Origin of the sequence: Pseudarthrobacter sp. AG30 (genome assembly GCF_003116525.1) — a bacterium.
Lineage (GTDB): Bacteria > Actinomycetota > Actinomycetes > Actinomycetales > Micrococcaceae > Arthrobacter.
Genome location: NZ_QEHL01000009.1, coordinates 58,906 through 80,568 on the forward strand (window position 1 = coordinate 58,906; position 21,663 = coordinate 80,568).

The 21,663-nt window shown below is 68.1% G+C and carries 18 protein-coding genes; 10 read left to right on the plus strand and 8 right to left on the minus strand.

Translation table 11 applies throughout. The features are described 5' to 3' along the window. Window positions 1-7: 7 nt before the first annotated feature. Window positions 8-997: a Ppx/GppA phosphatase family protein gene (locus tag DC347_RS09275; RefSeq protein WP_109045173.1), complete on the plus strand. Its 990-nt coding sequence runs from the start codon at window positions 8-10 to the stop codon at window positions 995-997. Between the two features lie 245 nt (window positions 998-1,242). Then, window positions 1,243-2,076, plus strand: coding sequence for a pyrroline-5-carboxylate reductase (gene proC / locus DC347_RS09280; RefSeq protein ID WP_109045174.1), 834 nt, complete (start codon window positions 1,243-1,245; stop codon window positions 2,074-2,076). 53 nt (window positions 2,077-2,129) lie between these two features. Here proC and DC347_RS09285 read toward each other — a convergent pair whose 3' ends face one another. Then, a complete protein-coding gene (locus DC347_RS09285; protein ID WP_018761823.1) occupies window positions 2,130-2,768 on the minus strand; it encodes a TrkA family potassium uptake protein in 639 nt (212 codons plus the stop codon). A gap of 40 nt (window positions 2,769-2,808) precedes the next feature. Beyond that, window positions 2,809-4,242 carry a TrkH family potassium uptake protein gene (locus DC347_RS09290; RefSeq protein WP_109045175.1) on the minus strand — a complete coding sequence of 478 codons (1,434 nt, stop codon included), beginning with the start codon at window positions 4,240-4,242 and terminating at the stop codon, window positions 2,809-2,811. A gap of 105 nt (window positions 4,243-4,347) precedes the next feature. Here DC347_RS09290 and DC347_RS09295 point away from each other — a divergent pair, with 105 nt between their 5' ends. After that, on the plus strand, window positions 4,348-5,559 hold the full coding sequence (locus DC347_RS09295; protein ID WP_109045176.1) for an acetoin utilization protein AcuC: 1,212 nt from the start codon (window positions 4,348-4,350) through the stop codon (window positions 5,557-5,559). 80 nt (window positions 5,560-5,639) lie between these two features. Further along, complete coding sequence (locus DC347_RS09300) at window positions 5,640-6,263, plus strand: helix-turn-helix transcriptional regulator (protein ID WP_109045177.1); 624 nt, start codon at window positions 5,640-5,642, stop codon at window positions 6,261-6,263. Window positions 6,264-6,329: 66 nt separating this feature from the next. Here DC347_RS09300 and DC347_RS09305 read toward each other — a convergent pair whose 3' ends face one another. Beyond that, complete coding sequence (locus DC347_RS09305) at window positions 6,330-7,670, minus strand: alpha-hydroxy acid oxidase (RefSeq protein WP_109045378.1); 1,341 nt, start codon at window positions 7,668-7,670, stop codon at window positions 6,330-6,332. 68 nt (window positions 7,671-7,738) lie between these two features. Between DC347_RS09305 and DC347_RS09310 the strand changes: the two genes are divergently transcribed. Continuing rightward, window positions 7,739-8,443, plus strand: coding sequence for a FadR/GntR family transcriptional regulator (locus DC347_RS09310; RefSeq protein WP_018761818.1), 705 nt, complete (start codon window positions 7,739-7,741; stop codon window positions 8,441-8,443). Here DC347_RS09310 and DC347_RS09315 read toward each other — a convergent pair. Next, a complete protein-coding gene (locus DC347_RS09315; RefSeq protein WP_109045178.1) occupies window positions 8,440-9,474 on the minus strand; it encodes a LacI family DNA-binding transcriptional regulator in 1,035 nt (344 codons plus the stop codon). The genes DC347_RS09310 and DC347_RS09315 overlap by 4 nt on opposite strands. 354 nt (window positions 9,475-9,828) lie before the next feature. On the opposite strand from DC347_RS09315, the gene DC347_RS09320 reads away from it, so the two are divergent. The 5 genes from DC347_RS09320 to DC347_RS09340 are packed head-to-tail and all read left to right on the plus strand — an operon-like array spanning window position 9,829 to window position 15,722. Continuing rightward, window positions 9,829-11,256: a Gfo/Idh/MocA family protein gene (locus DC347_RS09320; RefSeq protein WP_018761816.1), complete on the plus strand. Its 1,428-nt coding sequence runs from the start codon at window positions 9,829-9,831 to the stop codon at window positions 11,254-11,256. Window positions 11,257-11,265: 9 nt separating this feature from the next. Beyond that, the gene (locus DC347_RS09325) at window positions 11,266-12,231 is read left to right on the plus strand and encodes an NAD(P)-dependent oxidoreductase (protein ID WP_018761815.1); all 966 of its coding nucleotides are present in this window, start codon (window positions 11,266-11,268) and stop codon (window positions 12,229-12,231) included. Beyond that, window positions 12,228-13,133: a 5-dehydro-4-deoxyglucarate dehydratase gene (locus DC347_RS09330; RefSeq protein ID WP_018761814.1), complete on the plus strand. Its 906-nt coding sequence runs from the start codon at window positions 12,228-12,230 to the stop codon at window positions 13,131-13,133. The genes DC347_RS09325 and DC347_RS09330 overlap by 4 nt, the downstream gene beginning before the upstream one ends. Beyond that, window positions 13,133-14,236, plus strand: a complete 1,104-nt coding sequence (locus DC347_RS09335; RefSeq protein WP_018761813.1) for a mandelate racemase/muconate lactonizing enzyme family protein — start codon at window positions 13,133-13,135, stop codon at window positions 14,234-14,236. The genes DC347_RS09330 and DC347_RS09335 overlap by 1 nt, the downstream gene beginning before the upstream one ends. A gap of 34 nt (window positions 14,237-14,270) precedes the next feature. Continuing rightward, the gene (locus DC347_RS09340; protein WP_109045179.1) at window positions 14,271-15,722 is read left to right on the plus strand and encodes an aldehyde dehydrogenase (NADP(+)); all 1,452 of its coding nucleotides are present in this window, start codon (window positions 14,271-14,273) and stop codon (window positions 15,720-15,722) included. A gap of 106 nt (window positions 15,723-15,828) precedes the next feature. Here the strand turns inward: DC347_RS09340 and DC347_RS09345 are convergent, their stop codons facing one another. The 4 genes from DC347_RS09345 to DC347_RS09360 are packed head-to-tail and all read right to left on the minus strand — an operon-like array spanning window position 15,829 to window position 21,463. Then, the gene (locus DC347_RS09345; RefSeq protein ID WP_109045180.1) at window positions 15,829-16,944 is read right to left on the minus strand and encodes a Xaa-Pro peptidase family protein; all 1,116 of its coding nucleotides are present in this window, start codon (window positions 16,942-16,944) and stop codon (window positions 15,829-15,831) included. Further along, complete coding sequence (locus tag DC347_RS09350) at window positions 16,941-18,986, minus strand: DUF6807 family protein (RefSeq protein WP_109045181.1); 2,046 nt, start codon at window positions 18,984-18,986, stop codon at window positions 16,941-16,943. Before DC347_RS09350 ends, DC347_RS09345 begins: the two co-directional genes overlap by 4 nt. Beyond that, window positions 18,983-20,140 (minus strand): S9 family peptidase, encoded by a 1,158-nt coding sequence (locus tag DC347_RS09355; RefSeq protein WP_018761809.1) that lies wholly within the window; start codon window positions 20,138-20,140, stop codon window positions 18,983-18,985. The genes DC347_RS09350 and DC347_RS09355 overlap by 4 nt, the downstream gene beginning before the upstream one ends. Before the next feature lie 54 nt (window positions 20,141-20,194). Continuing rightward, window positions 20,195-21,463: an ABC transporter substrate-binding protein gene (locus DC347_RS09360; RefSeq protein WP_018761808.1), complete on the minus strand. Its 1,269-nt coding sequence runs from the start codon at window positions 21,461-21,463 to the stop codon at window positions 20,195-20,197. Window positions 21,464-21,663: the final 200 nt, after the last annotated feature.

Consider the following 21,663-nt stretch of genomic DNA (forward strand, 5'->3'; position numbering starts at 1 on the left):
TGTCCCCATGCGTCTAGGCGTCCTCGACATCGGGTCCAACACCGTCCACCTGCTCCTGGTGGACGCCCACCCCGGTGCGCAGCCTGTCCCGTTTGCGTCCCACAAGCGGCCGTTGTCCCTGGTCCAGTACCTTGAACCGGACGGCAGCATCAGCGACGAAGGACAGCATGAGCTGACCGAGTTCGTCCTGGAGGCCTGGGAATTCGCGGCCCGGCACAAGGCCGAAGACCTGCTGGCATTCTGTACCTCGGCCATCCGCGAGGCCACCAACGGCCCCGCCGTCCTGGCCCGGGTCAAGCACGAGACCACGGTGACCCTCCAGGAACTCACCGGGAGCGAAGAGGCGTCCATGACGTTCTTCGCGGTGCGGCGCTGGCACGGGTGGGGCGCCGGCCCCATCCTGAACCTGGACATCGGTGGCGGCTCCTTTGAAATGGCCTTCGGCCAGGACGAGCTTCCTGAGGTGGCCACCTCCGTGCCGCTCGGCGCCAGCAGGCTCACCCGCGACTGGTTCCCGGAGGACCCGCCGTCGGCCAAAAGCGTCAAGGAACTGCGGCGCTACATCAGGGCCACCCTCAAACCTGCTGTCCGGGAATTCGACGGCCTCGGCCGGGCCAACGTGGTGGCAGGCACCTCAAAAACGTTCCGCTCCCTGGCCCGGATCGCCGGGGCCGCGCCCAGCGCCGAAGGCCCCTACGTCAAGCGCGAACTGCACGCCTCGGACCTGGGGATCTGGACCCAGCGGATCTCGGCCATGAGCTCCGAGGACAGGCTGCATCTCCCCGGTGTATCCGAAGCACGGGCGCACCAGCTCCTCGCCGGTGCACTGGTGGCCGAAGCCGCCCTGGAGATGTTCAAGTTCAAGAAGCTGCGCATCTGCCCCTGGGCTTTGCGCGAAGGGCTCATCCTGCGCCGCCTGGACCAGCTGGTCTTCGCCGGGCCGCTGGAACCGGCGCCCCATGTGGCCGCGTCCCGCCCGGTGGAACCTGCCCTCTAGCAACCAAGCGTTCGGCCGGGCAGCGACACCAGCCGCGCTTAAATGCGGAAGCACCGGGGCCGGCAACAGGAAAATGGGGGAAAACCTGTTGCCGAGCCACCGGTGCCCTGGCAGGCATCCCCATGCCTGCCGCATCACTCGCACCCTCAATGAGGTAATAACTACGTTAGGACCCCAAGTTGTGCGCTGCCTGCGCTGAACATGGGAGTTGCCTGTGAATGCATGTGTACTGCAATGATGGAGGCATGAGCAACCGAATTGCATTCCTTGGCTGTGGATCCATGAACGAGGCCATTCTTGCCGGCCTGCTGGAGGCCGGGACGGACCCCGGGGATGTGGTGGCCACCGTCCGCCGCGCGGAGCGCGCCTCGGAACTCGCCGAACGGTACCCGGGCATTACCGCGATCGCCGGCGAGGAAGAACCAGACAACAACAAACAGGCCACCAAGGGATCCGCCGTCGTCATCCTTGGCGTCAAACCGGTGGGAATTGCTGACCTGGCCCGGGAAATCGGACCGGCCCTTTCGCCGGATGCCGTGGTGGTCAGCGTTGCCGCGGCAGTATCCATCGCCCAGCTCGAAGCCGCGCTCCCCGCCGGCCAGCCGGTCATCCGGACCATGCCCAACACGCCGGCAAAGCTGGGCCGCGGCGTGGTGTCCGTCTCGCCGGGAACCCACTGCACTCCCGAGCAGCTCCGGAAGGTCAAGGACATCCTGCAGGGCGCCGGGACGGTGGTCGAAGTGCCCGAAGCGCAGGTGGATGCGCTGTCAGCGATCAGCGGCTCGGGCCCGGCGTACGCCTTCTACCTGGCCGAGGCCATGGCGTCGGCGGGGGAGGAGTTGGGCCTGGACCGCGAGCTGTCCCTGCTCCTTGCCCGCGAAACGGTGGCCGGCGCAGGCTTCATGCTCGCCGAACCGGGGGCGGATCCCTCCGCGCTGCGCAAAGCGGTCACCAGCCCCAACGGCACCACGGAACGGGCCATTGCCACGTTCGACGAACAGGGCATCCCGGCCATCATCGCCGCCGGCGCCAAGGCGGCAGCGGACCGGGCGGCGGAAATCACCAAGCAGCTTGGGTAACGGAGGCTGGGCTTGTCGAAATCCGGTTTCGACAAGCCCAACCACCGGGGACCTTATGGCCGGGCGGCGAACCGTTCCAGCAGGTCGACGTGCCCGGAGACAATGAGCATGTCCCGCGAGGACACCTTGGTCTCGGGCCGGGCGTAGGTGAAATCCTCGCCCGGGGACTTCACGCCCACAATCGTCACACCGTACTTGGAACGGACCTTCGACTCGTCCAGCGTGAACCCCACGGTCTCGCGCGGCGGGTACATCTTCACAATGGCGAAGTCGTCGTCGAACTCGATGAAGTCCAGCATCCTGCCCGAGACCAGGTGCGCTGCCCGGACGCCGGCGTCGGCCTCCGGGTAGATCACGTGGTTGGCCCCGATCCGCGTCAGGATCTTGCCGTGCGAGGGGGTGATTGCCTTGACCCAGAGGTGTTCGATTCCCAGGTCCACCAGGTTGACGGTGATCAGCACGGAGGACTCGATGGACGTCCCCACCCCCACCACCGCGGAGCTGAACTCCTGCGCGCCCAGCTGGCGCAACGCGTCGATGTTGGTGGCGTCAGCCTCCACCACGTGGGTCAGGAGCGGGGCCCATTTCTGCACCAGGTTCCGGTCGCGTTCGATCGCGAGTACTTCCCGGCCCTGTTTGACCAGCTGCTCTGCCGTGGATGATCCGAAGCGGCCCAGCCCGATCACCAGCACCGGGGCGTTGTGGGCGGGGCGCCGCGGGGCGTCTGTGGAACTAGCCAATGATGGGCCTCTCTTCGGGGTAGTGGTACAACTGGCTGCGCTGGCGCAGGGCCAGGGCGGCTGCGAGGGTCACGGTTCCCACGCGGCCCGCGAACATCAGGGCCGCGAGGACGTAGACGCCGGCAGGGGGCACCTCGGCGCTGAGGTTGGTGCTCAGGCCCACCGTGGCGAACGCGGAAATGGTTTCGAACAGCACCCGGTCAAGCGACTGGCCGCTGATGGCCAGGAGCAGGAAAGCGGACACTGACACCAGGGTGGCGCCGGCCACGATCACCGAGATGGCCACCCGCATGCTTCCTTGCGGGATGGTCCTGCCGTAGACCTTGACGTCCGCGTCACCGCGGGCCTCCGCGACGATGGCCAGGAACATCACGGCGATGGTGGTGACCTTGATGCCGCCCGCCGTCGACGCGGAACCGCCGCCGGCGAACATCAGGGCGTCCGTCAGCAGCATGGTGGTGGAATCCATCTGGTTCTGGTCCACCAGGTTGAAGCCGCCGGAACGCGTCATGACGGAGGCGAACAGCGCGTGGGTGATCTTGTCGCCCACATCCATGGTGCCGATGGTCCGGACGTTGTCCCACTCCATCAGCGCCCAGAGGAACGCCCCGGCCACCAGGAGGATCAGCGATACCTGGATGGTGAGCTTGGTGTGCAGGTTCCACTTTTTCCAGTTCAAGCCGTTCTGTTGGAGGACCATCACCACGGGGAAGCCCAGGCTGCCCAGGAAGACGCCCACCATCAGCGGGATAAGGATCCACAGGTCCGTCTCGTAGGGCACGATACCGTCCGAGTGCGGGGTGAAGCCGGCGTTGTTGAACGACGAGATGGCATAGAAGATGCCATGCCACACCGACTGCCAGAAGGGCTCGCCCAGGGTCAGGAACCGGGGAACGAGCGCCAGGGCCAGGACGCCCTCGATGACCACGGAGGTGGTGATGACGATCCGGAGCAGGGTGCCCACCTCACCGAGGCGGCCGGCGTTGTTCATGGATTCGGCGGCAATGATCTTCCCGCGCACCCCCAACCGCTTGCTCACCATCAGCGCCAGCAGCGAGGCCAACGTCAAGGTACCCAAACCGCCGATGAAGATGCCCACCAGGATCACCAGCTGGCCGAAGAAGGACCAGTGCACCGCCGTCGACACCACCGTTAGTCCCGTCACGCAGACGGCCGAGACGGCGGTGAACAGGGCCTCGTGGATGGGGGTGGCGGTTCCGTTGGCCGAAGCCATGGGCAGGGACAGCAGGAACGTGAACACCATGGAGACCGCGGCGAACGCCGTCAGGGCAAGCCTGGCAGGGGAGGTGTTGGCGATGTCGTCGATGAAGTCGCGAAGCCGCGTGAAGATCCAGAGGCCCTCCCGCTCCTGCGCTGGGGGGTGCCAGCTGGCCGGGGTCCGGGGCCTTGACTGGCTCTGCGTCATGTGTGGCTTTTCCTCGGTCGAAACTGCTTCCCCCAGTAGTAAACCACTAAAGCCCGGCTTCATGGCCTGGCTGGGAGTCCGGCGGGCTCGGGTAGCCTGTGATTGATGACATATCTGCCCGGTCTAAGCCAGCCCGCGCCGCCGACGATGGTGGCGTGGAGCCCTGACATGACTGCCTACAACTTTGGTCCGGGCCACCCCATGGCACCGGAACGGATGGACCTGACGGCCCGCCTGGCGCGCAGCCTGGGGCTCTTCGACCTGGACCATGTGGACGTGCAGGCGCCGGAGACCGCCTCCGACGCGGAACTGGAAGCGGTTCATTCGGTGGATTATGTCGCGGCGGTGCGCAGGGTCAGCGCCGACCCCTCCCGGCCGGACGAGTCCCGGGGGCTGGGGACCGAGGATGACCCGGCTTTCGCGGGAATGCATGAGGCCGCGGCGCGGCTTGCCGGCGGATCCCTGATGGCCGCCCAGGGCGTGCTGGAGGGCTGGGCCGTGCATGCGGTCAACTTCGGCGGCGGCATGCACCACGCCGCCCGGGACCGTGCCAGTGGATTCTGCATCTACAACGACGCCGCCCTTGCCGTCCAGCGGCTCCTCGACGGCGGCGTGGGAAAAGTGGCCTACATCGATGTCGATGCCCACCACGGCGACGGAACGCAGAACATCTTCTGGGACGATCCCCGGGTCCTGACGCTCTCGCTGCACGAAACAGGACTGACCCTCTTTCCCGGAACAGGGTTCGCCAACGAGATCGGCGGCCCCGCAGCGGAGGGAACAGCCGTCAACGTTGCCCTGCCCGCCGGCACCGGGGACGCCGGCTGGCTCCGGGCGTTCTACGCCATCGTGCCGCAACTGGTGGGCGCGTTCGAACCGGAGGTCATCGTGAGCCAGCACGGCTGCGATTCACACCGCAGCGACCCCCTCACCCACCTCAACCTCAGTGTCGACGGGCAGCGCGAGGCCGCGAACGCCGTCGCAAACCTGGCCGAACGGTTCTGCGGGGGCCGGTGGATCGCCACCGGCGGCGGCGGCTACAACGTCCTGGATGTGGTGCCGCGGTCCTGGAGCCACCTGGTTGCGATCGCCGCCGGACGGCCAGTGCCGCTGCGCACCGCCGTCCCGGAAGACTGGCGGCACTATGTGGCGGAGAAATTCGGGACCGTGGCCCCCGCGCTGATGGGGGATGACGTGGAGCTGTGGTGGCGGTCCTGGGAAGTGGGCTTCGACCCCAACGACGCCGTGGACCGTACCGTCATGGCGACCCGCAAGGCGGTGTTCCCCCTGCACGGGCTGGACCCCTGGTTCGACTAGCGGCTCCGGTGGTGCACCGGAGCACTGGGGTACCGAAATAGTTGATGCCTTTCGGCGTATATGTCGCTAGGGTGGGAGGCATGGTGACAGACGACGTATTTGCCGTCATAGCGGAATCCACCCGGCGGGAGATCCTGGTGGCCCTCCGGGCGGGGGACAAAGCAGTGGGGGAGCTGGTGGAGGAACTGGACGCCAGCCAGCCCACCATTTCCAAGCACCTGAAGGTCCTGCGGGAAGCGCAGCTGGTCAGCATGCGCGCGCAGGGCCAGAAGCGGTACTACGCCTTGAACCGGGGTCCGCTGGAGGGCATCGCAAGCTGGCTGGAGACATTCGACGTCGGCACGGCCGCCAAAGCTGCCTCCTCGCCAACCAGCGCCTCACCAAAGAACGGCGATGCAGGCAACACCGCATCAGCGGCGAAGGGCCGGCCGGCAGCGGCCGCCGCGGCGGGCCCGGCGGAGGCACCCGCCGCCGTCGTGCCGGGGCATGTGGCGCCTCGCCAGGAGGATGCCGCGGCGGGCGTCCTGGCGCGCGAGGGAGCAGAACTGAGCCCCGCCGTCGTCATTCCCGGCGGAACAGCCGCCCCGTTGAGCGATGACAGCGTTCCGCAGCAGATCGGACGCAGTGTTGGCCGCGCGGCCACCAAAGCCGCGGACCTGCTGGCAAACCTCCCCAACCTGCCCAAGTTCGGCCGCAAGAAATAGGGTGGACGCCGGCGGCTGGGTGCCTCGAAACCCGGGTTTCGGCACGCCCAGCCACCGGCCCCCGGCTCAGTGCTTGCCCAGCAGCCGCACGTGGTCCGGCGTGAGCCCCGAAACGGAACTGACGCCCAGCAGCGCCATGGTGCGTGCCATGTCCTTTTCCAGGATCTCCAGGGCGCGGTCCACGCCGGCCCGTCCGCCGGCCATCAGGCCGTAGAGGTAGGCGCGCCCAATCAGGGTGAAGTCCGCGCCAAGGGCAAGGGCGGCCACGATGTCGGCGCCGCTCATGATGCCGGTGTCCAGCATGATGGCCGCGTCCGTGTGGTCCTTGGTGAATGCCTCCTTGACCTCGGGGAGCAGGTGGAACGGGATGGGGGCCCGGTCCAGCTGGCGGCCGCCGTGGTTGGAGAGCACCACGCCGTCTGCGCCATGGTCCACGACGCGGCGGGCGTCCTCCACCGTCTGGATGCCCTTGACCACCAGGTTGCCTTTCCAGGTGTCGCGCAGCCAGTCCAGGTCCTCGAAGGTGAGCGTGGGATCGAACATGGAGTTGATCAGGTCCGCCACGGTGCCGGTGTAGCGCGAGAGCGAGGCGAAGGTCAGCGGCTCGTGGGTGAGGAAGTTGAACCACCAGGCCGGCCGGTAGGAGGCATCCAGGACAGTCTTCAGGGTCAGTGCCGGCGGGATGGTCATGCCGTTGCGGACGTCGCGGAGGCGGGCACCGGCCACGGCTGTGTCCACGGTGACCATGAGGGTGTCGTTGCCGGCCTTGGCGGCGCGCTCGATCAGTTCCAGCGAACGGTCGCGGTCCGTCCACAGGTACAGCTGGAACCAGTTCCGGCCGTTGGGTGCGGCTGCTGCCACGTCCTCAATGGACGCGGTGCCCATGGTGGAGAGCGTGTAGGGGATGCCCGCTGACTCGGCGGCCCGGGACCCGGCGTATTCGCCCTCGGACTGCATCATCCGGGTGAATCCGGTGGGGGCGATGCCGACGGGAAGCCGGGACGGTTTGCCGAGGATGGTGGTGCTGAGATCGATGGCAGAGACGTTCCGCAGGATCCCGGGCCGGAATTCGATGTCCAGGAAGGCCTGGCGGGCCCGGCGGAGGGTAATTTCCTCCTCGGCTGCTCCGTCCGTGTAGTCGAAGGGAGCTTGCGGAGTACGCCGCTTGGCGATGTCCCGGAGTTCCCAGATGGTGCTGGCCCGCTTGAGCCGGGCATCCTTGCTGAACTCCGGCTTCTTGAACTGCATCAGCGGAGCGAGGTCCGAGTACTTGGGCACGCGGCGCTTCAGGGCAGGGGGCACGGCGGACGACGCCGGCGCCTTGGCAGGTGCGTGCGCTGCCGGGATGTCCGTGGTGTCCGGCGCCGGGGCGGCCTCCGGGTTGCCGGGCTGGATGATGTGGGTCATGGCGTCCTCCTGTGGTCCAACCACACTGTAGGCCATGTGGTCCAACCACATCAACTACCATTGGCCGTATGCGAACCCATCAGCTGGTCCTGGCGTGGATCGAGGACCAACTCTCTGCCGGCCGGCTGGCCGTCGGCGGCAGGCTGCCTGCCGAACGGACCTTGGCCGAGCAGCTCACGGTTTCCCGGACGTCCGTGCGGGAAGCCATCCGGATCCTCGAGGCGATGGGCGTGGTCCGCGCGGGTGTTGGGTCCGGCCCCGATGCCGGGACGGTGGTCATCTCGGATCCCACCGCGGCGCTCGGCTCCGCCCTCCGCCTGCACGTTGCCACCCAGCACCTGCCCGTGGCGGACATTGTGGAGACCCGCGTCCTGCTGGAGTCCTGGGCTGCGGGCAAGGCACGGCCGGATGCCCCCGAACTCGACGAGGCCGCGGCCCTGCTGGCCGGGATGGACCAGGCGGAAGGCCTGTCGGTCGGTGACTTCCTGGCCCTCGATGTCCGCTTCCATTTCGCGCTGGCCAACGCCGCCGGCAACGCGGTGGTCAGCGCCATGATGGGATCCCTCCGCGAGGCTATCCAGGGCTACGCCGCAGAGCTGACGTCAAACCTGCCCGACTGGGACGCCACCGCCTCCCGTTTGCGTGCTGAGCACCACGCCATCCTTGCTGCGGTCCGGAAGGGCGACGGCGGCCGGGCGGCGGAACTGGTGGCGGCACACATCGAGGGGTATTACCGGGAAGCGGGCCTGGGGGCCGGGTCCCGGGAACCCTAGCCGTGGACGGCGCTCCGTGGCGCCTTGGCCGGGCCGCTGCTGGCCCGGACTTCCAGCCGCGGCTGGAACCGGCTGCCGGGCACCTCGTTCCCTTCCTTGCGGATCAATGCCCGGAGCTGGTGCCAGGCCTGCTCGCCCAGTTCGGTGATGGGGACGGCCGCTGTGGTGAGCGCCGGCGTCGTGTACTTGGCGAAGGGGATGTCGTCGAATCCGGTGACGGAGATGTCGCCGGGCACGTCCAGGCCCCGTTCATGCAGTCCGCTCATCAGGCCCATGGCCACGAGGTCGTTGAAGGCGAGGATGCCGGTGGCCCCGCTCGCCAGGACCGCGTCAACTGCTTCATGTCCCGTGTCGAAGTCCGAGCCGCCCTCAAGCATGGTTACCTCCACCTGCGGGTGGGCGGCCTTGAAAGCCTCCAGGCCCTTGAGCCGCATGCCGTTGGATGCGCTCCGCGGCGGCCCTGCCAGGAAGGCCAGCCGGGTGTGCCCCAGCTCCACCAGGTGTCCGGCGATGTCCTGGACGCCCTGCCCGTAGTCCACCACCAGGCTGGGCACGTCCGGCGCGTCCGTGGTGCGGTTGATCAGCACCAGCGGGTGCAGGGACGGCGCGATCTCCGTTAGTTCGGCGTCGGACATGCGGGGGGCGCAGAGGACCAGTCCGTCGCAGCGGCGGCGCGCTTCGCCGGCCAGGATGGACTCCTCGCTGGAAACCTCGAACGAATCCGCGATCAGCACCCGGTAGCCGTCCTGTGCCGCGGCCCGGCTGAGGCCGCGAAGGATCGCCTGGAACGTGGGGTTGGCCAGATCCGGCACCACGATGCCGATGGTGTCCGTCTTTCCCAGTGCGAGGCTGCGGCCCACCGGGTTGGGCTGGTACTTCAGTTCGGCGGCGGCTGCGCGGACCCTGGCGGCGATGTCCGGGTCCACGGTGAAGTTCCCGTTCATGACACGCGAAACCGTGGCGTGTGAGACTCCTGCCTTCACGGCGACATCCGCGATGCCGATCCGGCCGCTTGCCGATTTCCTGGCCATGGGGAACCCTTCTGTCGCGCCACTCCGGACGGATGCTGCCGGCTGCGTTAGGCGCCGGGCCAACAAGCCCCGGGTGGCAGGTGCTTTTGGAAGACAGCATATACGGCAGCCGGAAAGCGATTTCTATCCTTTTCCCGGCAGTTTTCCGCCGGGGAGGGCTCCAGCGCTGCGCGCTTGCTCAGAAAACGCTTTCTGTTAGCGCCCGGAGTGGTTGACGGATGGGCGGGCGGGTTGATACAACTTCTATAGCGAACTGAGAAAACGCTTTCTCAGGCAGGTGCAGCAGAGTGCCACCGCCGAACCGCAGCGGCCGCCCCGGCGGCCGGGCAATGAGCTTTCGAAAGGGACCCCCACATGGTCAACACAGCCGAGACGACGTCGGCCGCAGCTGCTCCCCACACGGCTGCCGGCAGCCCCACCTCCGACGGCCGCAAGGCGCGCCTTGCCCTGGTGGGCACCGGAGGGCGTTCTGAAATGTACATCCGCGCAGTGTTCGGCAAGCACGCCGACACCGCGGAACTGGTCGCGTTCTCGGACGTGAACCCCGGCCGCGTGGAGTTCTACCAGGGCCTCATCCAGGAACTCGGCGCTCCCGGCCCCATTGCCTCGTTCGATCCGGCGGACCTGACGGCCTTTATCCAGGCCAACCACATTGACCGCGTCGTGGTGACCACTCCGGACTACACCCACGCCGACTACATCGTCGAAGCCCTCAGGGCCGGCGCGGACGTAGTGGTGGAAAAGCCGCTCACCATCGATGCCGAGGGCTGCCGCCGCATCACCAAAGCGGTCCAGGAAACCGGCCGCAATGTGGTGGTGACGTTCAACTACCGCTACTCGCCCCGCAACAGCGCCCTGAAGGAGATCATCCAGAGCGGCGTGATCGGCAAGGTCACCTCGATCGACTTCAGCTGGGTCCTGGACACGGTCCACGGCGCTGACTACTTCCGCCGCTGGCACCGCGAGAAGAAGAACTCCGGCGGCCTGCTCATCCACAAGGCGTCCCACCATTTCGACCTCGTCAACTGGTGGATCGACGACGTCCCGGAGCGCGTCTTCGCCTCCGGCGGCCTGAAATTCTATGGCGACAAGAACGCCGCCGAACGCGGGCTGGGCCCCCGCCCCGAGCGCGGAACGCCCGACGCCGGTGCGCCCGCCGGTGACAAGGACCCGTTCGCGCTGGACCTCCGCGAGGACGAACGGCTCAAGGCGCTCTTCCTGGACAACGAACACTACGACGGCTACCGCCGCGACCAGGACGTCTTCACCGGCGGCATCACCATCGAGGACAACCTGGCACTGGTGGTTGAGTACCAGGGCGGGCCGCGCCTGAGCTACTCCCTGAACGCGCACAGCCCGTGGGAAGGGTACCGGGTGGCGGTCAACGGCACGGAAGGCCGGGCTGAGCTTGAAGTGGTGGAACGCGCCGCCGTCCTGCACAGCACAGACAAGAAGACAGTGGTGGACCCGAGCGCAACCCCCGTGGAGGAAGAGGACGCCGTCCGCCGCAACGGCGAACGGCTGGTGGTCCAACGCCACTGGGAGGCCGCGTACGAGGTCCCGATCGTCAATGGCGAAGGCGGCCACGGCGGGGGCGATGAGCTCCTGCTCTCGGACCTCTTCAACGGCCCGGGTGAAGACCCGTTGGGCCGCCCCTCCGGCTACCTCGACGGGTTGCGTTCGGTATCCGTGGGCATCGCCGGCAACCAGTCGCTCGAGACCTCGCTGCCCATCCGCGTGGAGGACCTGGACCTCGGCGTCGATCTCCGCCGCGGCAAGTAGGGGCGAACCATGAGCAGGATATTCGTTACCGGCGGCTCCGGCCGCCTGGGACGCAGTGTTGTCGCAGGGCTCGCCCAGGCGGGCCACGAGGTGGTCTCCGTGGACCGGGACGCCGTGCCCGCCGGCCAGCTGCCGCCCGGCGTCGTGCAGGAAACCGCGGACCTCCTGGCGCCGGGGGAGGCGCTGCGCCTCCTCCGGGAGTCAAGGCCCGACGCCGTCATCCACCTTGCAGCGATCGCCGTCCCTTTCAGCGCGCCGGAGGACGTCATCTTCGCCACCAACACCAGGCTCGCCTTCGCCGTGATCAGCGCGGCCACCGAGCTGGGCGTCCCGAAAATCATCACCGCCAGCAGCCCCACCGTGCTCGGTTACGGCTCGCCCGCGGGCTGGCTTCCGTCGTCGTTCCCGCTCGACGAGCGGACGCCGCCGAAGCCTTGGAACGCCTATGCGCTGTCCAAGCTCATCGCCGAACAGACAGTGCAGATGTTCGCCGCTGCCCAGGGGGAGCGGATCCGGTATGCGGCATTCCGCCCATGCTTCGTGATCTCACCGGAGGAATGGGAGGGGGCGCCCACGCAGCAGGGCCACACCCTGGCTGAACGCCTGGCCGATCCCGCCCTTTCGGCGCCGGCCCTGTTCAACTACGTGGACGCCCGGGATGTGGCGGACTTCCTTGACCTGCTGCTCCGGAAAATGACGGACATTCCCAACGGCGAAACCTTCTTCGTCGGCGCCGCGGACGCCCTGGCAACCGCGCCGCTGGCCGAGCTCATGCCCCGCTTCCTGCCGGGCAGCGAAGACATCAGTGCGGGCCTGACCGGGACCAGCCCCGCGTTCTCCATCGCCAAGGCACAGGAACTCCTGGGCTGGCAGCCGCGGCGCAGCTGGCGCACCGAACTCACGTCCCGCCACACCCTCAACGACGAGGCTTCCGCGCTGGTCACTGCCGGCGGCGGAAGCAAGGAGACACCATGAAATTCGACGGCGTACTGTTTTTTCCCGTCACCCCGTTCACGGCCGAAGGCGCCGTTGACGTCGCACTGCTCAAGGAACACATCGCCTCCCGGCTGCCCTATGGCCCGGGCGGCGTCTTCCCTGCCTGCGGCACCGGTGAATTCCATGCCCTCAGCATCGACGAGGTCCGCACCGTGGTGGCGGCCGCCGTCGAGGTCGTCGCCGGAAAGGTCCCCGTGGTGGCCGGGGCGGGTGGGCCGCTGGGCCACGCCCTCGCTGCCGCCCGGGTGGCCGAGGAAGCCGGCGCCGACGCCCTCCTGGTGCTTCCGCCCTACCTGGTGACCGGACCCACCGACGGCCTGGTGGCCTACATCGAGGCTGTCGCCGATGCCAGCAGCCTGCCGGTCATTGTCTACCACCGCGGCAATGCAAAGTTCACCGCCGCGTCCATGGCGAAGCTGGCCGCCAATCCCAAGGTCATCGGCTTCAAGGACGGCCTGGGCGACGTCGGCCTTGCCCAGGAAATCGTGTCCGCCGTCAAGGCTGCCGGCCGGGAGGAGTTTGCGTTCTTCAACGGCTTGCTCACGGCGGAACTGACGCAGGGCGCCTACCGGGGCCTGGGGATCCCGCTGTATTCGTCGGCAGCATTCGCGATGGCGCCGGAGATCGCCAAGGCGTACTACGACGCCTACGTATCCGGGGATGAAGACCGCCGCAATGCCTTGCTGGAGGGCTTTTACGCGCCGCTGGTCCGCCTGCGCGACCAGACGCCCGGGTTCGGCGTCTCCCTGATCAAGGCCGGCCTGCGCCTGGGCGGCCTTCCGGTGGGCCCCGTGCGGCCGCCGCTGGTGGATCCGACGGAGGAGCAGCTCGTGGAGCTCAAGGCCATCCTGGCCAAGGGCTACGAGCTGGCCGGACACTGATGAGCGCACCGGCGGCCGAAACCATCCGCACCGTCCCGCGCATCACCGGCCTGTCGACGAGGCTCCTTACCGTTGCGCTGCGCCGCAGCTGGGGCGCGGAGGCACCGGAGAACCACGTGATCGCCACCGAGATCTCCACGGACGACGGCGGCACGGGCTTTGGCTTCTCCTGGACGCCTACCATCGGTCCCCAGGCAGTCAAGGCGTTGCTTGACCACGACATCGCCCCTTTCGTGGCCGGGCTGCCCGCAACCCCCGAGGGTGTGTGGGACGTGCTCTGGAAGCGGCTGCACGAGGCCGGCGGCGGAGGGCTCACCACCATTGCCATGGCCGGTGTGGACCTTGCATTGTGGGACCTGCAGGCCCGCCGTGCCGGCATGTCCGTCACGGGCCTGCTGGGCCAGCGGCAGGAGTCAGCCGAGGTTTACGGTTCCGGCGTGAACCTGCACTACACCCTGGAAGAGTTGGTGGCGCAGGCCGAACGCTGGGTTGCCGCCGGCCACCAGGCAGTGAAGATCAAGGTGGGCAAGCCGGACCTCCGCGAGGACCGCGAACGCGTTGCCGCCGTCCGTTCCGTCCTGGGCCCGGACCGCAGGCTCATGATCGACGCCAACCAGCGGTGGGACCTGCCCACCACCTTCCGGGCCCTCGACGTACTTGCCGAATTCGGGCTGGAATGGCTGGAAGAACCTCTCCGCGCGGATGACCTCTGGGCCTACCGAAGGCTCCGCAAACATTCGCCGGTGCCCATTGCCCTTGGCGAAAACCTGCACACGATCTACCGGTTCCGCGATTTCATCGAGGCGGAGGCGGTGGACATTATCCAGCCCAACATCATCCGGGTAGGCGGCATCACCCCGTTCCGGCGGATCGTGGAGCTGGCACGGACCCACAGCATCAAGGTCATGCCGCACCTGCTGCCGGAACTGTCCGGGCAGCTGGCGCTGACCTTGGCGGAGCCCACCATGGTGGAGGATGTCGAGGAGGCATCCTTCGAACAGTTGGGGATCCTGGCCGGGCCATCGCCGGTGAGGTTCGCCAACAGCAGGGTGGCCCTGGCGGACCAGCCCGGACTGGGCTTCCGTTTCCGGGACGCACCGTAACCACCGACGCACATCCACAGAACAGGTACCTGACGTGACAACTGCAACGCTTTCCCTGTCCGAACTCACCGCCGCCGCGACGGAGGCCGCCCGGACCGCTGCTGCGGCCACCGATGCCGAGCGCGCCGCGTGGCTTCACGCGGTCGCGGACGCGTTGGACGCCAACGCGGCCGAACTGGTGGAAATCGCCGATGCCGAGACCAGCCTGGGTGTCCCGCGCCTGACGGGGGAAGTGGCCCGCACCACAGGCCAGCTGCGCTTGTTCGCACGCGTGATCAACGAGGGCTCCTACCTTGAAGCCATCATCGACCACGCGGACCCGTCCTCCACCCCGCCCAAGCCGGACCTGCGCCGCATCCTGCGGCCCATCGGGCCGGTGGCGGTCTTCTCGGCGTCGAACTTCCCGTTTGCCTTCTCCGTGGCGGGCGGGGACACGGCCTCGGCCCTCGCCGTCGGCTGCTCCGTGGTTGTCAAAGCCCACTCAGGGCACCTGCGGCTCTCCGAGCGGACCGCCGGGATTGTGGCTGAGGCGCTTCGCGGCGCGGGTGCCCCGGAAGGCCTGTTCGTCCTGGTCAGCGGCCGCGAGGTGGGAACGGCGCTGGTCCAGGACCCCGCCATCAAGGCCGTGGGCTTCACCGGGTCCATTCCCGGCGGCCGCGCCCTGTTCGACCTCGCCACCTCCCGCCCGGATCCCATCCCGTTCTACGGAGAGCTGGGCAGCCTCAACCCGGTGGTCATCACCGCGGCAGCACTGAAGGCCCGCTCCGCGGAACTCGCCGCCGGCCTGGCAGGCTCCTTCACCCTTGGGGCCGGCCAGTTCTGCACCAAGCCGGGCCTGGTGTTCATCCCAGCCGGAACCTCCTTCGCAGCCGAGGTAGCGGACGCCAGCAAGGACAAGCCCGCGGCCGGGATGCTGACCAGCCGCATCGCCGAAGCCTATCCGGACGGGCTGCGCAGCTTCGCAGCCGTGGAGGGCGTGCAGGTGGTGGGCGGCAGCGTTGACCAGGACGCGGCAGCCAACGGGGCTGCTCCGGTGGTGTTCGCCACCACCGCGGCCAAGGTCCTGGAGCGACCCGGGCAGCCGCTAGAAGAATGCTTCGGGCCCACCACCATCCTCATCGAGTACACGGACCAGCAGGAACTGTCTGCTGTCCTGGCGGAGGTTCCCGGCAGCCTGACGGCCACCGTGCACGCAGAGCCGGAGGAGGACATCGCCGCCCTGGTGGAGCAGCTCGCCGGCCTGGCCGGCCGGGTCCTGTTCGACGGCTGGCCCACCGGCGTCGCCGTGAACTGGGCCCAGCAGCACGGCGGCCCTTACCCTGCCACCACCTCGCTGTTCACCTCGGTGGGTGCGACGGCGGTCCGCCGCTTCCAGCGCCCCGTCGCCTACCAGGACGCCCCGGAAAGCGTCCTGCACCCGGCGCTCCGTGACGACAATCCGCTGGGTATCCCGCGCCGTGTGGATGGGGAACTGCGGCTTCCGTAACAACGCCCGCTCACATACTGCAGCTAAACACGAAACGCCCGCTCACTTATGGCCATAAGTGAGCGGGCGTTTCGATTAAAGCTGCAGTATGTGAGCGGGCGCCGGACTAGAGCTGCAAGGTCACGGGGCGTTCCAGCCCGTTCACGGTGGCCACCGGCCAGCGCGGGTCAACAGTCAGGATGTGGAGCCCGGATTCCGTGAGCTGGACCGTGTCCTCGATCTTGACGCCCGGCCCTGACGGGTTCCACGTGAACGCCTGGTCCAGCACCACCGTATCCGTGGCTTCCGACGTGACCCGGGGATCGCGCCCCGCGTAACCGGCGGGCCCGCCCTGATGGTGTTGTTCCCACTGGTCCGCGCCGAAGCCATGCCGGACGTAAGCGGCCTGGATCTCGGTGAAGATCCGGTCCAGCCGGGTGCCGGGAACCGTGGCATCGAAAATATCCGCCTCCACTGCCGCGATGCGGGCCTCGGCGTCGCGCTCCCCGGGAGTGCCGGCGTCGAACCTGATCCAGCGGGTGATGTTGGCCACGAGGCCGTCGCGGCGGGCGCAAACCACCGCCATGGCACGCCGGCCAAGAGGCGCGTGCGTGGCCAAGGGGTGCCGGAACGTGCTGCGGGAGCTGCCATTGCACAGGAGTACCAGCGGCTCTGCACCGGCGGCCACCACCCGGGCAGCCAGCGCCGACACCAGCGCGAATTCGGTGGTGTCCGGGCGGGCGGCGGACAGGACCTCGGTCATGATGCCGGCCACGTCGGCGCTGAGCAGGGCATAGCGGGCGCTTTCCGCCGGAAGCAGCTGCTGGCGCGCGGCGCGCAGTTCGGCGGCCACCTCTGCCTCGGACAGCGGAGGCAGGGCGCCATTGCCCACGGCGGCCGCGGCCTGGTGCAGGTTCGCGTACCAGGGAATGGTATGCAGGTTGACTCCCAGCGGAAGCTCCTCGGCGGCGATCCGGCCGGCTTCGTTGTTGAACGTCACCAGGTGGTCGCCGTCGCGCGCGACGAGCAGGGCGGCGATGGGGTCGCCGGCCAGGCTGATGTGCACCCGGCTGCCGTCCAGGTACCAGGTCAGGGCCGTGTTGGTGGTGAGGAGCAGCGAATCCCGCCCGGCCTCGTCCAGGATGTCCAGCACGCGCCGGCGCTTGATGGCCCGGTCGCCCGGGGATCCGGGAGCCAGGCGGGCCTCCTGCTGGGGAACGGCTGCGGCTGTGGTCTGGGTCATGACGGATCCCCTTGTTCGTTGATCAGTGTTTCGATGTCGGCGGTGGCCAGGAGTCCGTCGGCCACGAAGACGGTGACGTGCCGCCGCACCGGCGCGCCGGGCTCTGCGATGACGGGCGTATCCCAGGCCAGCGACTGCCCGACGCCCGGGTAGCCGTCAACCCGGACAAACCATGGGTCCGTGGAGTCCCCGGCAGCGACGAACACCAAGGTGGCCGGGCCGCCGTCGAACGTTCCCGACCAGGCGAGCCATGGCGCGACGCTGCCGTGGGCCTGTGACTCACCGGAGCCGGCGGGCGTCCAGACGGCAGGGTCCGCGCACTCGGGCAGCCGCCAGAAGAAGCCGCCGTAGCCACCCTCGAACCGGCCGTTGGAGCCCGGACTGCCCAGGCTGACCGGCGTGTTCCCTGCAGGTGACAACGCAAAATCCAGTGACAGCCGCCAGGCGGAGGGTGCGACGGCGGACCACGCCCAGGTGCGTTCCTCGCGGAGCACAGGGGAGCCGTCCGGCCCGTTCCAGCTCAGCGTCTCTTGCAGGACGCCGGGCCGTCCCGCGCCGGCGTCGGCCTGGAAGGATGCGGTGCCGGTGCTTGCGATGCTGCCGTGGTCCGGGCGCCACACGTACTGGCCGGCTTCCCTGGTGTAGGTGCGGCCGCCCCAGAAATTCACCCCGTCCACATCCTGCAGGGCCACGCCGGCGCCCAGATGCCATACGTGGTCAAGGGGCTGGTGGTCAGTCACCACGGTGCCGTTCAGGGTGCGCACCGGGTGGAGGTAGGGGCGCGGGGAGGATACTGCCCTGATATGGCTGCCGTCCTGGTAATCGGCCACCGGGCGGCCCCCAACGGTCAGCGTCCGGACCGGCGGAAGGGGACGGGCCCAGGGCACGCCGAGTTCGGCGAACGTTGCCTGTGCCTTGACGGCGCGCTCCAGCGTTCCGGAGATGTCCTGCACCACCGGATGGGCGTCGTCGCCCTCGCCTTCCCACGTGATGAAGCCGGTGCCGATCGGCGCTGGTGCGGGCGCGGTGCGGATAGCCTCCAGGACGGCGGTGAAGGCTCCGGTGTCTTCCAGCGCGCACAGCAGCGGCGTTCCGTTGGCCCGGGCATCCAGCAGGTTTTCGAGCAGGTCAGTCCGGCCGAAGGACTCCCGGCGCTCGCCGGCCGGGGTGGTGATGACGACGTGGTCCTCCGTGTAGGAAAGGGTGATCTCGCCCAGCGTTCCGTGCACGGTGACGGCCGGGTTGAGCTGTTCGGGGGCGCAGAGCGTCAAGGCACAAAGGAGGGTCTCTCCGCCTGCGGTGCGGATCCGCAGAATGGACGTGTCATCGCTTTCGGTGCTGTTGGCCCGGTACAGGTCCGTTTCCACCGAGCGGACGTCCGCGAGGGTATGCGCGCCCGCCAGATGCAGTCCGGTGGCAACTGCGTGGGCCAGGGCGTTCGTGGCCACCCCGTCCACTACGTCCGTGCCGTCGAGGCTGCGCTTCCCGGCCCAGCGCGAGCGGTTGAAGTACGCCTTGGTCCGCAGCCATTGGCCGGTGGCGCTGAGCCCCAGCACGATGCCTATTTCACCTGCCTCCACCAGGCCCCGGATGGCGGGCAGGGCTTGGGAGCCCAGGCTCTGGAAGCCCACCTGGACCCGGCGGCCGTGGTCCCTGGCCGCGGCCAGGACTTGCTCGAATTGCGCCAGGGATGCCACCGGCGGCTTTTCGACATAGACGTCCATCCCGGCGGACAACGCCGCGATGGCCAAGGGGGCATGCGTCTGGATGGGGGTGGCAATAATGACGACGTCGACGCCAGGCTTGGCGGCCAGCAGCCCGTCCAGGTCCGGGTACACAGCCACTGAGCCGGCCAGGCTGCCGGGCTGCGGCGGGTGGGGATCGGCGACGGCTACCAGTTCCAGGGCGCCGGCCTGTTCGAGCCGGGCCAGGTTGGCGAGGTGCCGTTCGCCGAAGCCGTGCACACCCACCAGGGCAACCCTGGGAAGGTCTGTGGACGGGGACTGCGGATGGGTGGATTCCGCCGAATGCTGTGTGGTCACGTGGGTCCTTGGGAGCGGTGCTGGTTGGGGGGGCAGGTGGTCAGCGTTTTCGCCAGGAAGTCGAGGGCCTCGTCCTGCATGGCCGCCGTGAAGACGTGCCCGCCGGGCCAGAAGCTGCCCGCATACCTGTCGGTGCCGCCGTGCAGGGATTCGAGTAACTGGTGGGCCCGGCGCATCCCGGCTTCCGGGAAGAGCTCGTCAGCAAGGGCGTACTGCACCAGGAACCGGGCGGACCCTGCGCGGGCTGTGAGTTCCGGCCAGTCACCCAGCTTCCACAGCCCGGGAGTCTGCAGCAGCCACGAATGTGCGTCGAGGTACGCGGGGAAGAGGGATTCAAACGTGGTCATCATGCAGGTGACCACGGCGGCCCTGATGCGCGGGCTAAGGGCGGCCAGGGTGAGGGAACGGCCGCCGCCGCCGGAGAAACCGATGCATCCCAGGCTGTCCGCATCGACGCCGGGCAGTGCGGCCAGGACGTCGAGGGCGGCAAGGTCGTCGTGGGCCACCATGCCGGCAAGGCTGGTGCCGAGCAGCCCCGCCGCCTTGGCCACGGTGTCCTCATGGACGCCGGCCGCGGCGTTGTATTCGTCGGCCTCGGAAGGCGCGATGCCGTCCGCCCGCCACTGCGCCTGCCGTGCGTCAACGGCCGCGGCGGTCCGCCATGGCGGGGTGGAGAGGTCAAACCGGCGGCTTCCCCAGGCAAACGTGTCATGGGCAAGGACAGCGAAACCCTGGCGGGCCAGGCCGGTGGCCAGCGCACGGCCGTCATAGTGCCCTGCGCGTGCGGCGGCCGCCGACGGGTGGGTTGTCGGGAGCTCCACGAGCCGGTCCGCACCGCCAAACTTGTTGCCGCCGTGGCAGTGCAGGGCCAGGACGCCTGGCAGCGGTCCGGAATGTCCTGCCGGCCGGACCAGCCAGCCCGTGGTGCGCGGCCCGAAGCCCAACTGCCAGCTCAGTTCGGTGGTGGTGGCGTCGTCGTACGTTTCCTCCCAGTGCACCCGTACGTCCGGCGGCGCGGGCACAGCCGGGACGCCCAAGGCGTCAGAGAGTTCCTGCGCCGCCGCGGTGGACGCCCGGTGGCGGGGACGGGCCCGGACGTAGGCAGGCCAATCGTCGTAGCCGCCGATGGCGCTGGGCCGTGTTGCCGTGATCATGTGCCTGCCCCCTTTCATGGTTGGTGTCTGTTCATCCGTCCGCCGCGGCAACCGTCAGGCGAGGTTTTGGTTGACCTCTGAAATCATGCCTTTGGCAGCGTCCCGAGGCGCGATCTTTCCGAAGAGTACATCCGTGTTGTAACGGTTCAAAACTTCCAGGGTTGCGGATGATCCTGCCGGGAAGGGCTTGGGTGCCGGAACCTTCATGGCCGCGATCCGGTCCAGGTAGGTGGCTTCCTTCTGCTGGGTTTCCTTGAGCAGGGGAGTGATGCCCGCCTTCAGTTCGGTGTTGGCGGGCATGCCGCGGTCGCTCTTGATCTTGGTGGCCGCGTCCATGTTGTTGACCAGGTAGTTGATGAACAGGGCCGCTTCCTTGGGCTGGGCGGATTTGGACGAGATGGCGTATTCCATCGACGAACGCAGCCAGGCCCCCGGCGTCCTGCTTTCGCCGGGAAGTTTCACCATGACCAGCGGGGCGCCGGAGTAGGACGTCATCTGGTTGCTCCAGGAAATCTTCATTCCTTGCTTTCCCTGGCCCATCAGTGTCATCTCAGGCTGGGCGGACCCGTCCTCGACGGTCTGGGACGCTGACGGGGCGCCGCCGGTTTCCATCAGCTTCTTGTTGAGCTCAAACCACTTGGCGAGCGTGTCCTCGCTGATGCCCATCTTCTTGCCGTCGTCGGTGTAGAGCTCCTGGCCATTCTGGCGTGCCCAGACGGCGAGGAAGGAGTCGTTGGCCATGGGGGTCGTGCCGAAGGTGCCGGCCGGCGACTTCTTGGTGATTTCGGCGGCGATCCGTGCGTAGTCGTCCCAGGTCCAGGTTTCGTCGTCCGGCAGCGGCACGCCGGCGGCCTCGAAGACCTTGGGGTCCAGGACCATGGACATGGAGTTGACGCCCGCCGTAATGGTGTACTGCTTTCCGTTGATCTTGCCCAGCTCAACGGTCCCGTCGGCGAACTTCGAGGTGTCGATCTGGTCCTTCACCTTGTCGAGGTCCAGGAGGACGCCGCGGCTGGAGTATTCGCTGGGATAGGCGCCGCTCATGGCGATGACGTCCGGGGTGGTTCCGCCGGCGATCTGGGTGGCCATTTTGTCCCAGTAGGAGCTGAATTCGGTGTTCTCGCCCTGGACCTTGATGGTGGGGTTGGCGGCTTCAAATGCTTTGATGACCTCCATGGTGGTCTTCGCCCTGGAGTCGTTGCCCCACCAGGCGAACCGGATGGTGACGGGATCCTCCGCGGTCCCCACTTTCCCGGCCTGCGGGCTGTTGCCGCAGCCGGTAAGGACCATGGCCAGCGCGGCGGCGGCGCCGGTGATTCCCATGACCGATTTCCTGAGACCAAACCTCATTGTTGTCCCCCTTATTCTGGTGGTCGCGTCCCCTTGGCAGATGCAACAGAAAACGTTTTCTCAAAAACTAACAAAGGGCTGTACAGGAGTCAAGAAACCGTTTACTTTGGTACGGAGCCGCTTTCTAGAACGACGCTCCCGGCGGGCGGAACCGCTCCAGCCCTGACGGGCAT